Origin of the sequence: Flavobacterium sp. AG291, assembly GCF_003350375.1 — a bacterium.
GTDB lineage: Bacteria > Bacteroidota > Bacteroidia > Flavobacteriales > Flavobacteriaceae > Flavobacterium > Flavobacterium suzhouense.
Genome location: NZ_QQAR01000003.1, coordinates 205,450 through 219,723, shown reverse-complemented (window position 1 = coordinate 219,723; position 14,274 = coordinate 205,450). Strand labels below are relative to the sequence as shown.

Sequence of the window (14,274 nt, the reverse complement as noted above, 5' to 3'; positions counted from 1 at the left end):
TACTATTTAAGCTTAGCTTTCATTGCTTTATAATCGTTTGTACGCTCTAATGCCTGGTAAATAGACGCAAGCATAGAAATCACCTCCTGATTTGAAGGATCTATTTTGTGTGCTTTTTCAAAATAAGGAAGGGCTTTGTTAAAAGAAGCTGTACGCTGCATTTTAAGCGCATCATATTTTTTGTTATCAGCGGCACTAGTTCCAAGACTGTTCATCTGGTTCACGATTTTCTGATCATCTTTCAACATCAATGATCCCATAGCCATGTTAGCCTGTAAGTGGTCAGGTTTAATTTCAAGCGCTTTATTAAAATACTTAGCGGCTTCATCTGCACTGGTATCAGTAGTAGTTACACCAAGATTAAAATACAAATCCGCATCGTTAGGATTCTTGGCAATTGCTTCAGAAATTAACTCTTTGTACTTGGTCATATTATTAGCCTTGTAGTACAGGTTAGCTTCAGAAATAATCAGCGTTATATCATCCGGGTTAGCTTTTCTCGCATTTACAAATGCCTCTTTAGCTTTTTCAGATTCACCTTTATTATCATAGATAAGAGCAATGTTACGCACTATATCAGCTCTAACAGAAGGAGTTTTTTCAACACTTGGTGTATCATACTGTCCTGTTTTAACAGCTATATCCCTTGTGTTTTTATCCGGGAATGCCTGTACCTGACCTGTTGCTTTATCCTTAGCTAAATAAGTAGTAGTCTCCCCTGTAAAGCCCGTTTTGTCCAGTTCAAGGTAATACTCAAGAGCTCTGTCATAATCCTGCGCATTAATTGATGAAGCAGCAGCATTATAAAGATTAAAACCATCTTTGGTGTCAAGTCTGTAAGCGGCAGCATAGTACAACGCTGCTTCCTTAAACATTTTAGCTTTACTTAATTCCTGAGCACCTTTAAGCGCAACATTTTTCATGCTGGGAAAAATTTGCTGCTGTATAGTAGAAGTATATTTCTTCTTACCATTTTTCTCAAGCTCTATAACCTTATTAAAGTTTTCAAGAGTACTCTCAAAAACAGCTTGCGACTTATTGCTGCTAGCCATTAGCTGAGCTACACCATACATTCCTTTATAATAATTATAGTCAACTTGCTGCTCAGGTGTGGCAGCACTCATTTTTGACTCAACCTGAGACAAAAGATTTGCCATTTCCTGAACATCTGCAGGAGCAGGCTGTTGTTTATCAGTTAGCTTTTTTAGAGCTTTAAGCTCATCTTTTTGAGCAAACGCGCCTACTGAAAGTAAAAGCGACGCAGCAATTGCATACTGGATTTTCATAGTAGTTATTTTTATTATTCTTCAGTTTGTTCTTCCGGACCGTCAGTATCAGGTTCAATGTAACCCTCTACTCCGTTTTCAGCTCCTTCCACCATTCCTTCAAGGCTTTCTTCAGCCTCTTCTTCACGCATAACTTTCGTTACGGCAGCAATAGAGTCGTTTCCTTTAATATTAATAAGTCTAACTCCCTGCGTAGCACGCCCCATAACCCTAAGGTCTGAAACCATCATACGTATAGTAAGTCCTGATTTATTGATAATCATAAGATCATCGGCATCAGTAACGCTATTAATAGACACAAGCTTACCTGTTTTATCAGTAATATTAAGCGTTTTCACACCTTTACCTCCACGGTTTGTAATCCTGTAATCTTCAAGGCTTGAACGTTTACCGTATCCGTTCTCAGACACCACAAGTATTTCACTGTTCATGTCGTTTACAGATACCATTCCGATTACCTCATCCTGCTCATCCTGTAGTGTGATACCACGAACCCCGGAAGCACTACGGCCCATAGGACGTGTTTTACCCTCTTCAAAACGAACCAGTTTACCCGACTTCACAGCGATAAGCACCTGGCTCTCACCTGTAGTCAGTTTAGCTTCTAACAGCTCATCATCCTCACGAATTGTAATCGCGGCAATACCATTAAGTCTTGGACGTGAGTATTGCTCAAGAAGGGTTTTCTTAACGATACCTTTCTTGGTAGCCATGATTACATAATGATTGTTGATATACTCTTCATTCTTAAGATCCTGAGTACAGATAAATGCTTTTACCTTGTCATCATTCTCTATATTGATAAGATTTTGAATTGCACGTCCTTTACTTGTTTTATTTCCTTCCGGAATTTCGTAAACACGCATCCAGAAACACTTACCTTTTTGGGTAAAGAACAACATATAGTTGTGATTTGTAGCCACGAACAGGTGCTCAAGGAAATCCTGATCGCGTGTAGCCACACCTTTCTGTCCTACACCTCCCCTGTTTTGCGTTTTGTATTCGCTAAGCGGTGTACGTTTAATATAACCTGCATGAGAAATAGTAATAACTACATTCTCATCAGCAATAAGGTCTTCAATGCTTACATCACCACCAGAGTATTCTATTCTGGAACGTCTTTCGTCACCATACTTATCTCTGATTTCGATAAGTTCAGTTTTGATAAGCTCCATTCTCAGTTCTTTGCTTTCCAAAAGAGCTTTTAATTCTGCTATCAACTTCATGATATCTTCATATTCTGCACGAAGTTTATCCTGCTCCAGACCGGTTAACTGTCTCAGACGCATCTCAACGATAGCACGCGCCTGAATTTCTGACAGGCTGAAACGCTCCATTAATTTACCACGCGCTTCTTCACCGTCCTTAGAGCCACGGATAATTGCAATTACCTCATCAATATTATCAGAAGCAATGATAAGACCTTCTAATATATGTGCACGTTCTTCGGCTTTACGAAGTTCATACTGAGTTCTTCTTACAACAACCTCATGCCTGTGCTCCACGAAATAGTGGATAAGCTCCTTCAGGTTTAGCAATTGTGGTCTTCCGTTTACAAGCGCAATGTTGTTTACACTGAAAGACGACTGAAGCTGTGTATATTTAAATAAGGTATTAAGCACCACATTTGGCACAGCGTCACGTTTAAGGATATAAACGATACGCATACCATTTCTATCCGACTCATCTCGGATGTTAGCAATACCATCAATTTTCTTTTCATTAACCAGGTCAGCAGTCTTTTTGATCATGTCTGCCTTATTTACCTGATAAGGGATTTCAGTTACAATAATGCACTCACGTCCTTCTACTTCTTCAAAGCTGGTCTTAGCACGCATTACGATACGGCCACGGCCTGTTTTGAATGCCTCACGCACGCCTTCATAGCCATAAATTGTACCTCCTGTAGGGAAATCCGGTGCCTTAATATATGTTACAAGCTCATCGATTTCAATATCATTGTTATCTATATAAGCAAGCGTACCGTCGATAACCTCAGTGAGGTTGTGTGGTGCCATGTTAGTAGCCATACCTACGGCAATACCCGATGCACCATTCACTAAAAGTGTAGGTACCCTTGTAGGCATTACAGTTGGCTCTTCCAAAGTATCATCGAAGTTAAGCTGGAAATCTACTGTTTCTTTATCAAGATCGGCCATGATCTCTTCAGAGATCTTACGCATCCTTGCCTCTGTATAACGCATCGCTGCCGGGCTGTCACCATCTACCGATCCGAAGTTACCCTGACCATCTACTAAAAGATAACGAAGACTCCACTCCTGTGCCATACGTACCATGGCATCATATACTGATGAGTCACCATGCGGGTGATACTTACCAAGTACCTCTCCTACGATCCTCGCTGATTTTTTATGTGCTCTGTTTGATAGTACCCCTAATTCATACATTCCAAAAAGTACTCTTCGGTGTACGGGTTTCAAGCCATCTCTAACATCAGGAAGCGCCCTTGACACAATAACCGACATTGAATAATCAATGTAGGCTGACTTCATTTCGTCTTCTATGTTAATAGGAATTAACTTTTCTCCTTCAGACATAAGTAGTTATATTAAAAAATTATAATTGTTACAAAACGTGCCAATATACGTATTTTTATCAGGATTGAAAACCAATAAATCTAATTATTTAAACGTTTTATTAACACATAAAAAATAGCCAAAAGTTAATAAACATTTATGCTTTTGCTTTTATTTTCGGCTTTTTTTTCGTCAATTAGCATAACCGGCATTGTCAGTAATGTCAGTATAATTTATTAGGTATAGTTTTTGTAAAATCTTTTATAAATACTTAAATTTACAAGTATCAAAGAATAACATTATGGATGATAATTTTTCACCAAGAGTCAAAGATGTGATAACCTACAGTAAAGAAGAGGCTTTACGATTAGGACACGACTTTATTGGTACAGAGCACTTAATGTTAGGGATTTTGAGAGACGGCAACGGAAAAGCCATTTCCATTTTAAATAACATATCTGTTGACCTGGATCATTTACGCAGAAAAGTAGAGATATTAAGCCCGGCTAACCCCAATGCCGACCGCAATAATGAGAAGAAAAACCTTCATTTAACGCGTCAGGCAGAACGTGCTTTAAGGACTACGTTCCTTGAGGCAAAGGTTTTCCAGAGTACTTCTATAAGTACAGCCCATTTATTGTTATGTATTTTGCGCAATGAAAACGATCCTACCACAAAATTGCTTAACAAACTAAAAATTGATTACGAAACCGTTAAAGAACAATTTATCAATATGACATCAAACGAAGAAGAATACCTAGAAAACCTTCCTAAAGCAGAGTCATATAATGACGATGCAGGACAAGATGACAGTATGCGTGAAAGCAACTTCAACAACCCTTCTTCCGGTGCCAAAGCCAACAAGAAGTCAAAAACGCCTGTTCTTGACAATTTTGGACGTGATTTGACCGAGCTTGCCGAAGAGGGCAAACTTGACCCCGTAGTGGGCCGTGAAAAGGAAATTGAACGTGTATCACAAATATTAAGCCGTAGAAAGAAAAACAATCCGCTGCTTATCGGTGAGCCGGGTGTGGGTAAATCAGCCATTGCTGAAGGTCTTGCATTACGCATCATCCAGAAAAAAGTATCACGCATCCTTTTCAATAAACGTGTTGTAACCCTTGACCTTGCCAGCTTAGTAGCAGGTACAAAATACCGTGGACAGTTTGAGGAGCGTATGAAAGCGGTTATGAACGAACTTGAAAAGAATGACGACATCATACTTTTCATTGACGAGATACATACTATTGTAGGTGCCGGTGGTGCTACAGGTTCACTGGACGCCAGCAACATGTTCAAACCTGCTCTTGCAAGGGGTGAAATCCAATGTATTGGCGCTACTACCCTTGACGAGTACAGACAGTATATAGAAAAAGACGGTGCCCTTGAACGTCGTTTCCAGAAAGTGATTGTTGACCCTACAAGCGTACCGGAAACTATTACTATCCTGAACAACATCAAGAACAAATACGAAGATCACCATAACGTAATTTACACACAGGAAGCTATTGAAGCCTGCGTTAAGCTTACTGACAGGTACATGAGCGAGCGTTTCCTTCCGGACAAGGCTATTGATGCCCTTGACGAAGCAGGATCACGCGTTCACATCACCAACATTGATGTCCCTAAACAGATTCTTGATCTTGAAAGACAGCTTGAAGAGGTTCGTGAACTTAAAAATTCTGTTGTCAAAAAACAGAAATATGAGGAAGCTGCCAAACTTCGTGACGACGAGAAACGTATAGAGAAAGACCTTGCTATTGCTCAGGAGCAATGGGAAGAAGATTCTAAAAACAACCGCGTTACCGTTACAGAAGACAATGTTGCCGATGTAGTATCGATGATGACAGGCATTCCTGTAAACCGTATTGCCCAAACCGAAAGTAACAAGCTTGCTAAATTACCTGAACTTATTAAAGGTAAGGTTATCGGTCAGGATGAGGCTGTTGCAAAAATTGCCAAATCAATACAACGTAACCGTGCAGGTCTTAAAGACCCTAACAAACCAATAGGCTCATTCATTTTCCTTGGACAGACCGGTGTTGGTAAAACACAGTTGGCCAAAGTAATCGCTAAAGAGCTTTTTGACTCTGAAGATGCGCTGGTACGTATTGACATGAGCGAATACATGGAGAAATTTGCCATCTCAAGACTTGTAGGTGCACCTCCGGGATATGTTGGTTATGAAGAAGGTGGTCAGCTTACCGAGAAAGTGAGAAGAAAACCTTACTGTGTGGTACTTCTTGACGAGATCGAGAAAGCACACCCTGACGTATTCAACATGTTGCTTCAGGTACTTGACGACGGTTACCTTACTGACAGCTTAGGCCGTAAGATCGACTTTAAAAACACTATCATTATTATGACATCTAACGTTGGTGCACGCCAGCTGAAAGATTTCGGACAGGGTGTTGGTTTCGGAACGGCTGCCAAAAAGGCACAAGCCGACGAGCATACTAAAGGTGTTATTGAAGCGGCACTTAAGAAAACTTTCGCCCCTGAATTCATCAACAGGATAGATGATATTATCGTGTTTAACCCTCTTGAAAAAGAGCATATCGACCTTATCATCGACATCGAGCTTGACAAACTTTATGCAAGAATTAAAGACCTTGGTTACAATATTTCACTGTCTGAAAAAGCCAAAGACTTTATTGCCGAGAAAGGCTTCGACAAGCAGTATGGAGCAAGGCCACTTAAACGTGCCATCCAGAAATATGTTGAAGATACGCTTGCAGAAGAGATCATTACCAACAAAATAGCTGGGGGTGATGAGATCTTTATGGATCTTGATGATAACGGAACAGAACTTGCCGTAACCATCAGAAAAGCTGAGAATCCGGCAAGCTAAAAAAAAATTCTTTCATTTTAAATAGCATCCCCGAAGGTCATTGATTTTCGGGGATATTTTTTTTATTTAGACAATAGATGATAGATTTGAGATGATAGACATTTAATAAAGTATAATTGGTATATTCAATTTATAAACATTATCATGAATCAAGATATAATAAATCTATACGAAATAACTTTCAATAATAAACTGATAAGTATATCTGGAGGCCCCTCGTTCTTCACTAAAGTTATTTCAACAAATAACCTCTATTTAACAGATTTTTTGATGGAATGGAATTCGGAAGAAATAACCCAATATCTAATACCTGAAATCAATAAAGTTATAAATGGAATTGAGCCTGAATTTGAAACAGGATCAGAAACTGTAAGCATAACCATAGGGTCAATAAATACAATATTTTTTATTGATAATGTAGACACCAACTACCCTCGAATACCTACCGTGGATCTAAAAGAAATTATTATTGGCTGGAAAAACTACTTGGATAACTAACAGAAACAAATCAAATAGTTACTACGAACATAAAAGACATCTTAAATTTATACTCAATCTAAAAAACACCTAACCTTCTCAATATAAAAAACATAACCTCAACTTACAATTTTTTGACATTACGATATCATTAAATTTGACTAAAATCGAAACCAGGACTTCTTACAATAAAAAAAAGTAGTAATTTAGATTACAAATCGTATTAAAATGCTGGACAAAGTAATTGTAGGTAGTGAAGAGTGGTGTGCATTCCCCGAACTTGGTATACCTACCATAAAAGCCCGTGTAGACTCGGGTGCCAAAACCTCTGCGCTTCACGCCATTAACATCGCCCCTTTCCAAAAAGATGGCGACAATTGGGTAAAATTTGACATAAACCCGATACAGAACAATTCAAAAACCATTATACATTGCCAGGCTCCGCTTGTAGACAAACGTGTGGTAAAAAGCTCCAGCGGTTACCGCGAACAGCGTTATGTTATCAAAACCGGCATTAAAGTAGGCGAAACCAACTGGGAAGTTGAAGTTACACTTACTAATCGTGACTCTATGGGTTTCCGTATGCTTTTAGGACGTGAAGCCATGAGCGGACGCATATTGGTCGACCCGGAACAAAAATACCTTTTAGGCCAGCCTACACAGGAAAAATTAAAAGAATATTATAACAACAGTAACGAAGAGAAAAAAGGGCTTCGAATAGGACTTCTTGCAAGTAATCCTGAATTATACAGCAACCGCCGTATAATGGAAGCAGGTGAAATGCGTGGTCACGAAATGCATTTCCTGAACCTGAAGTACTGTTATATGAAACTGGATGCGCATACGCCTGAAATCCATTACCGTGGAGGAAGAATATTAAACGATTTTGATGCCGTTATTCCGCGTATACGTCCGAGTATGACATTTTATGGCTGTGCCATAACACGTCATTTTGAAGCACTCAAAGTTTTCTCACTGAATTCATCATCAGCAATTACACAGTCGAGGGATAAACTGTTCTCACTTCAGCTGTTGCTTAACAGTGGTGTTGATATTCCTACTACAGGTTTTGCCAACTCCCCTCTTGACACCAATGACCTCATCCAGATGGTAGGCGGCCCGCCGCTTATCGTAAAACTGCTTGAAGGTACTCAGGGTAAAGGCGTTGTATTAGCCGAAACCAAAAAGGCTGCAGAGAGTGTTATCAATGCTTTCAAAAGTCTTAACGCGAATATATTAGTACAGGAATTCATTAAAGAGGCTAATGGTAAAGACCTTCGCCTTTTTGTGATTGACGGCAAAGTGGTAGCGGCCATTCAGCGTGAGGCACTTCCGGGGGAATTCAGGGCAAATATTCACCTCGGTGGAACAGCTTCTGTTATCAAGCCAACTGCTGAAGAAAAGCGTATCGCTATAAAAGCTGCCAAAGCCATGAACCTTAAGGTAGCCGGTGTGGATATTATCCGTTCAACCAAAGGTCCGTTATTGCTTGAAGTAAACTCATCGCCTGGACTCGAAGGTATAGAAGGCGCTACAAGCAAAGATATTGCCGGAGAGATGATTCGTGCCATCGAGAAAAGTTTCAAACTTTAAAACCAATATCTATGCATATAGCTGCCAAGATTATCATTGCGTTTGTAGCCCTGATACATATTTACATACTTTGGCTGGAAATGTTTGTATGGCTCACCAAAGCCCGTAAAGTATTCAGGACACTGCCACAGGAATTGTTTGTCCAAACCAAATCTATGGCTGCCAATCAGGGATTGTATAACGGATTTTTAGCCGCAGGGCTTATCTGGTCGCTATTAATATGCAATGCTGAGTGGGCTGCTCATGTTGCTACCTTCTTTTTAGGCTGCGTATTGGTTGCAGGATTATATGGTGCAGCTACGGTACAAAAGAAAATCTTCTATGTTCAGGGCGTTCCTGCTATACTTGGATTATTAGCTATTTTCTTACTATAAAGTTAAAACACATGAAATACTTACATATACTTGTTATATTTATTCTGGCTACGGCTCTTACGGTTATTGGCGCTCTTTTTAAACTGATGCACTGGCCGGGAGCTTCCCTGATGCTAATTATTAGTATGGGTGGGCAATTCATCTCATTAGTACTGCTGGCAGCCAAAGTCATATCTGAACGGAAAAACAACGACTTTTTAAATAAATAAGTTATGAAACGCAAAATCATACTATCCGCCACTACACTATTACTGTCTTTTATTGGCTATAGCCAGGAATGTGGAAAATTCAAAAACGGGACATTTAAGTTTACCGACCCTAAAAGCAAGGAGGTTTGTATAATAACCCGTAAAGACAACATTCAGACGGAAAGAATGGAGAAAAGTGATGAAACCTATGATTTTGAAATTGTATGGATTGACGACTGTACCTATACCGTAACTCCTACCCCTGCTACAGCACAGCGAAAACCGGATGTAACAAAACCGGGAGTAATGACAGTAAAGATCACGAAGACCAAAAAAGATTCATACACCCAAAAGGTTACGATAGCTACTGATCCAAAATTCTCACGAGTTGACGAGGTATTTGTTGCCGAGGAGAAAAAGTAGTACCATTGGAATTTAAAGAACTCTATACCGAAAGACTCCGCCTAAGATTGTATACCCCTGAGGTAGCGAAGTATGTATTTACCACAAAGACAGATGATGAGATGATAGCTTTCTTAGGACTCGAATCTGCTGAAGCGCTTGCAAGGGAAAAAGAGAAGTTCAGTCTTGGACTGTCTACCTATAACAGGTCGTTTGCTAATTTTCATATGATAGATAAAGAAACTGGTGAACATATCGGCGGATGCGGTTTCCATACCTGGGCTCCCGAACACAGGAGAGCTGAAATTGGTTATGCATTACACAGTGATGAATACAAGCAAAAAGGCCTGATGACCGAAGCCTTGCTTGCAATCTTAAAATATGGTTTTGAAGAAATGAACCTGAACCGTATTGAAGCATTGGTAGCCGAGTGGAATACTGCCTCCGTAAAACTGCTTACGAAATTTGGTTTTCAGAAAGAAGGTGTATTGCGACAGCATTATGTTGTAAATGGTAGTCCCGAAGATTCCGTTCCTTATTCATTATTGAAACCTGAATTTAAATTCTAATGACAAAACTCACACCTACAGAACAAGTCACCCAATTCATTAAAGAATCAAAACATCCGCTCGCAGATGTTATGCAGTCGCTACGGGAAATAATTTCAGAAACATCGTCAGAAATCAGCGAACACATCAAATGGAATGCCCCTGCCTTTTACTACAATGGCACAATGGACGACTTTGATGCAAAAGAATATAAAAGGGATCTTGTTGTGTATCACATACGTAAACAAGACAGTATATTACTCATCTTCCCTACTGGAGCAGTAATACAAGACAAAGCGGCAATTCTTGAAGGCAATTATTCGGATGGCCGCCGTATGGTAACTATTAAAAGTATGGAGGACCTCAACACTAAAAAAGAAGGCCTTCAGGCCGCCATTAAAGACTGGTTGAGTAAAATTGAAAAGTAATGACCATAGAAGAACTACAACATATCTGCAAACAATTCCCCGGAATGTTAGAAGATATTAAATGGGACAATCACCTGTGTTTTAATGTTGGCGGTAAGATGTTCATCGTTACAGCACCTGATTCGGTTCCTGTGAGCGCTTCTATTAAAGCTACCGATGAAGATTTTGAAACCCTTACGCAACACGAGGGTTTTATCCCTGCTCCATACATGGCACGCTACAAATGGGTTCACATTGACAACATCAGTCGCCTGAGCAAAAAGGAATGGGAATACTATGCTAAAACTGCTTATCAGTTTATACATGATAAACTTCCTGCTAAAGTTAGGAAAGAGATAGCTGCTTTGTAGAAGTGAGATGATGATAATTGAATAATACTACTTAATAATAATAAAAAAGCTCCCGATGGGAGCTTTTTTATTATTCAAATACAGTTTCGTCTAGCTGTAAATTATGAAGGAACGCTATAGTGTTCTCAATATCATAGTGTAATATCCTATCCTCGGTTACTAACGGTACTTCTTCACGGTACGATTTCACGAAAGCCTCAAGGAATTCACTCGATTTAAGTGGTCTCCTGAACTCAATAGCCTGAGACGCATTCATAAGCTCAATAGCAAGGATACGCTCAAGGTTATCAACAATCCTAAGTGCTTTAGTTGCAGCATTAGATCCCATACTTACGTGGTCTTCCTGTCCGTTTGATGATACGATGCTATCAGCACTCGCAGGCGTACACAATTGCTTGTTCTGGCTGGCAATACTTGCAGCAGTGTACTGCGGAATCATAAAGCCAGAGTTAAGTCCCGGATTGCTTACAAGGAATGGTGGCAATCCGCGAAGCCCTGAGATAAGTTGGTATGTTCTTCTTTCGGAAATACTGCCAAGTTCAGAAAGCGCTATTCCTAAAAAGTCAAGTGTAAGTGCCAGCGGCTGTCCGTGGAAGTTTCCACCTGAAATTATCTGGTCACTTTCTATAAAGATATTCGGATTATCGGTAACCGAGTTGATCTCGGTACGGAATACCTTCTTAACGTAATCTATAGTGTCTTTTGTAGCTCCGTGTACCTGAGGAATACAACGGAATGAATATGGATCCTGTACGTGTTGTTTTGCCTGAGTAATGATCTCACTGTCTTCAAGTAGTTCGTTAAAACGTTTTGCAGTAACAATCTGCCCTTTATGAGGGCGAACCATGTGTATCAATTCATTGAAAGGCTCTATACGGCCATCAAAACCTTCCAGGGATACCGCTGCAATAACATCAGCAAGGTAAGACAGCTTAACTGACTTTAGCAATACATATACACCATAAGCACTCATAAACTGCGTACCGTTAAGCAATGCAAGCCCTTCTTTAGATTTCAGCACGATAGGCTTCCACCCCATTTTATCAAGAACTTTTGTTGCAGGCTGACGGAAACCGTCCATATAAACCTCTCCTTCTCCCAATAAAGGAAGTGACAGGTGTGCTAACGGAGCAAGATCGCCCGAAGCACCAAGCGAACCCTGATTGTATATTACAGGAAATATGTCGTTGTTATAAAAATCGATAAGCCTTTCTACAGTTTCAAGCTGTACACCTGAATGTCCATAACTTAACGACTGGATTTTTAAAAGCAGCATGATCTTAACGATCGTCTCAGGCACTTCCTCGCCTGTACCGCAAGCATGCGATTTCACAAGATTTTCCTGAAGTTGCGAAAGGTTCTCATTAGATATTTTTACATTATAAAGCGAACCAAAACCTGTATTGATACCGTAAATCGGGTCGCTATGAGATTTCATCTTCTCATCAAGGTAAGTACGGCATTTTTCTATGTTTACCCTTGCCTCTTCAGAAAGTGCCAGTTTTTTATCCTGACTAATGATATCGTTTACGATTTCAAGCGATAAAAGGTCGCTGCTTATATAATGTATTGTTTCCATCGTTATGGTTTATTTGAGATGCCAAAATTCACTAAACCATAATTAAAAAACAAGATTTTTGATAACTTTTCATTTTGATGATCTGTTTTCTTCGATTTCAAGATAAGCCTTTCCAAGGTACGTCAGAATATCTGACGCTATAAATGCCTGCATGGAAGTTTCTTTTACACCAATATCTGCTGAGAGTCCATGCAGATATACCCCAAATATGGCTGCATCTACTGCTTTGTAGCCCTGGGCAAGCAGTCCGGTAATTATACCTGTAAGAACATCGCCACTACCCCCTGTTGCCAGTCCTGCGTTTCCTGTAGAATTTACGTATACTTTATCATTATGTACAATCATTGTATTAGCATCTTTAGATACAAGGATAACATCATTCGCTTTAGAAAAAGCATTCATCTTTTCGAGCTTATCAAAATCATCATCCCAACTACCCATAAGTCTTTCGAGTTCTTTAGGATGTGGGGTAAGTATGGTATTTTCAGGAAGTAGCTTAAGCCATTCCTTATTCTGTGAAAGGATATTAAGCGCATCAGCATCAATAACCAGAGGTATCTTGTTTTTACTCAGAAAATCTCCTATTTCTTTTTGTGTATAGGCATGCTGACCTAATCCGGGACCTAAACCAATCGCACGGGGTTCAAATTCAAAATGAATGGTATCAATATGCTCTAGTCCACTGGTAAGTACCATCGCTTCGGGAAATGAAGACTGCAGGATATCATAACCGCACTGAGGAATATATGCCGTTATGAGTCCGCAACCGCTTTTAAGAGCCGCTTTAGCCGAAAGGCAAACTGCGCCTATCTTGCCATAGCTACCTCCAATAATAACGGCATGCCCCTGTATACCCTTATGGGCGTGAGGTAGCATCGGCTTGTAGTAATCCTGAATAGCATTGGCATCTATATAATGGTGGTTAACCTCCGTAGCATTAATGAATTCGCTATCCAGCCCTATATCCAGTACTTTAAAAGAGTTTACAAAGTCTTTGTTCCCGGCCATAAAAAAAGGCAGCTTCGGCGACTGGAAAGTGAGCACTACATCTGCCTTAACAGCAAATTCTGTTTTCCTGTCCATAAACATCCCTGATGGCACATCAATAGAAATTACAGTAGCTTCTTTAGTATTTATGGTCCTGATTGCCTGTCTAACCTCATCACTCAGCTCGCGGTTAAGTCCTATACCAAAAAGCGCATCTATAATAACCAGACCACCAACATTATTACCATTAATCTTTTCAAAGGAAATACCTGCCAGCTCCATTCTCTGTTTATTGATAGAAAAATCCTTAGTGGGACTACCCGTATTTTCAACAATCTCAATTTTTATACTATTGTAGCCTTCATGTAAAAGCAAACGGGCAATAGCAAGTCCGTCACCGCCATTGTTACCCTGTCCACAATAGATATAAAAAGGAGTAGCCTTATCAGGAAATCTGGTTCTAATCCATTCAAAAGCTTTACCGGCAGCACGTTCCATAAGTTCTGTTGAAGTGATATTCTGACTCAAAATTGTGGTTTGGTCAGCCTGTTTTATCTGAGGCGCGCTAAAAATTTTCATGGGCTTTGTAATAATCAGATGGATTACGTAAATTTATTACAAAAAGGGCAAGTAATTACGTAACACATCCTAATATTTGTAGACATATAACAAGT

General features: G+C 39.7%; 13 protein-coding genes. 9 read left to right on the top strand and 4 right to left on the bottom strand.

Annotated elements, in window-relative coordinates; all coding sequences use genetic code 11:
- Positions 1–2: 2 nt before the first annotated feature.
- Positions 3–1,286, bottom strand: a complete 1,284-nt coding sequence (locus tag DEU42_RS05075; protein WP_114757205.1) for a tetratricopeptide repeat protein — start codon at positions 1,284–1,286, stop codon at positions 3–5.
- 14 nt (positions 1,287–1,300) lie between these two features.
- Positions 1,301–3,844, bottom strand: coding sequence for a DNA gyrase subunit A (gene gyrA / locus DEU42_RS05070; RefSeq protein ID WP_114757204.1), 2,544 nt, complete (start codon positions 3,842–3,844; stop codon positions 1,301–1,303).
- A 280-nt stretch (positions 3,845–4,124) separates the two neighbouring features.
- Between gyrA and DEU42_RS05065 the strand changes: the two genes are divergently transcribed.
- The 9 genes from DEU42_RS05065 to DEU42_RS05025 all read left to right on the top strand — a co-directional run bounded on the left by DEU42_RS05065 (position 4,125) and on the right by DEU42_RS05025 (position 11,034).
- Positions 4,125–6,674, top strand: a complete 2,550-nt coding sequence (locus tag DEU42_RS05065; protein WP_114757203.1) for an ATP-dependent Clp protease ATP-binding subunit — start codon at positions 4,125–4,127, stop codon at positions 6,672–6,674.
- Positions 6,675–6,818: 144 nt separating this feature from the next.
- Positions 6,819–7,172: a hypothetical protein gene (locus DEU42_RS05060; protein ID WP_114757202.1), complete on the top strand. Its 354-nt coding sequence runs from the start codon at positions 6,819–6,821 to the stop codon at positions 7,170–7,172.
- Between the two features lie 207 nt (positions 7,173–7,379).
- Positions 7,380–8,744 carry a 30S ribosomal protein S6--L-glutamate ligase gene (gene rimK / locus DEU42_RS05055; RefSeq protein WP_114757201.1) on the top strand — a complete coding sequence of 455 codons (1,365 nt, stop codon included), beginning with the start codon at positions 7,380–7,382 and terminating at the stop codon, positions 8,742–8,744.
- An 11-nt stretch (positions 8,745–8,755) separates the two neighbouring features.
- On the top strand, positions 8,756–9,118 hold the full coding sequence (locus DEU42_RS05050; protein WP_114757200.1) for a DUF1304 domain-containing protein: 363 nt from the start codon (positions 8,756–8,758) through the stop codon (positions 9,116–9,118).
- Between the two features lie 11 nt (positions 9,119–9,129).
- The gene (locus DEU42_RS05045; RefSeq protein WP_114757199.1) at positions 9,130–9,327 is read left to right on the top strand and encodes a GldL-related protein; all 198 of its coding nucleotides are present in this window, start codon (positions 9,130–9,132) and stop codon (positions 9,325–9,327) included.
- Between the two features lie 3 nt (positions 9,328–9,330).
- The gene (locus DEU42_RS05040) at positions 9,331–9,729 is read left to right on the top strand and encodes a hypothetical protein (RefSeq protein WP_114757198.1); all 399 of its coding nucleotides are present in this window, start codon (positions 9,331–9,333) and stop codon (positions 9,727–9,729) included.
- Positions 9,730–9,734: 5 nt separating this feature from the next.
- A complete protein-coding gene (locus DEU42_RS05035) occupies positions 9,735–10,277 on the top strand; it encodes a GNAT family N-acetyltransferase (protein ID WP_114757197.1) in 543 nt (180 codons plus the stop codon).
- Positions 10,277–10,684, top strand: a complete 408-nt coding sequence (locus tag DEU42_RS05030) for a DUF1801 domain-containing protein (RefSeq protein WP_114757196.1) — start codon at positions 10,277–10,279, stop codon at positions 10,682–10,684. Before DEU42_RS05035 ends, DEU42_RS05030 begins: the two co-directional genes overlap by 1 nt.
- On the top strand, positions 10,684–11,034 hold the full coding sequence (locus DEU42_RS05025) for an MmcQ/YjbR family DNA-binding protein (RefSeq protein WP_114757195.1): 351 nt from the start codon (positions 10,684–10,686) through the stop codon (positions 11,032–11,034). Before DEU42_RS05030 ends, DEU42_RS05025 begins: the two co-directional genes overlap by 1 nt.
- 70 nt (positions 11,035–11,104) lie before the next feature.
- Here the strand turns inward: DEU42_RS05025 and hutH are convergent, their stop codons facing one another.
- Together hutH and DEU42_RS05015 are read right to left on the bottom strand one after the other, a co-directional pair.
- Positions 11,105–12,613: a histidine ammonia-lyase gene (gene hutH / locus DEU42_RS05020; RefSeq protein ID WP_114757194.1), complete on the bottom strand. Its 1,509-nt coding sequence runs from the start codon at positions 12,611–12,613 to the stop codon at positions 11,105–11,107.
- A gap of 69 nt (positions 12,614–12,682) precedes the next feature.
- On the bottom strand, positions 12,683–14,179 hold the full coding sequence (locus DEU42_RS05015; protein ID WP_114757193.1) for an NAD(P)H-hydrate dehydratase: 1,497 nt from the start codon (positions 14,177–14,179) through the stop codon (positions 12,683–12,685).
- Between the last annotated feature and the right edge of the window lie 95 nt (positions 14,180–14,274).

Coding starts and splice junctions, on each gene's coding strand:
- DEU42_RS05075 (WP_114757205.1), bottom strand. CDS start 1,286: ATGAAAATCCAGTATGCAATTGCTGCGTCGCTTTTACTTTCAGTAGGC.
- gyrA (WP_114757204.1), bottom strand. CDS start 3,844: ATGTCTGAAGGAGAAAAGTTAATTCCTATTAACATAGAAGACGAAATG.
- DEU42_RS05065 (WP_114757203.1), top strand. CDS start 4,125: ATGGATGATAATTTTTCACCAAGAGTCAAAGATGTGATAACCTACAGT.
- DEU42_RS05060 (WP_114757202.1), top strand. CDS start 6,819: ATGAATCAAGATATAATAAATCTATACGAAATAACTTTCAATAATAAA.
- rimK (WP_114757201.1), top strand. CDS start 7,380: ATGCTGGACAAAGTAATTGTAGGTAGTGAAGAGTGGTGTGCATTCCCC.
- DEU42_RS05050 (WP_114757200.1), top strand. CDS start 8,756: ATGCATATAGCTGCCAAGATTATCATTGCGTTTGTAGCCCTGATACAT.
- DEU42_RS05045 (WP_114757199.1), top strand. CDS start 9,130: ATGAAATACTTACATATACTTGTTATATTTATTCTGGCTACGGCTCTT.
- DEU42_RS05040 (WP_114757198.1), top strand. CDS start 9,331: ATGAAACGCAAAATCATACTATCCGCCACTACACTATTACTGTCTTTT.
- DEU42_RS05030 (WP_114757196.1), top strand. CDS start 10,277: ATGACAAAACTCACACCTACAGAACAAGTCACCCAATTCATTAAAGAA.
- DEU42_RS05025 (WP_114757195.1), top strand. CDS start 10,684: ATGACCATAGAAGAACTACAACATATCTGCAAACAATTCCCCGGAATG.
- hutH (WP_114757194.1), bottom strand. CDS start 12,613: ATGGAAACAATACATTATATAAGCAGCGACCTTTTATCGCTTGAAATC.
- DEU42_RS05015 (WP_114757193.1), bottom strand. CDS start 14,179: ATGAAAATTTTTAGCGCGCCTCAGATAAAACAGGCTGACCAAACCACA.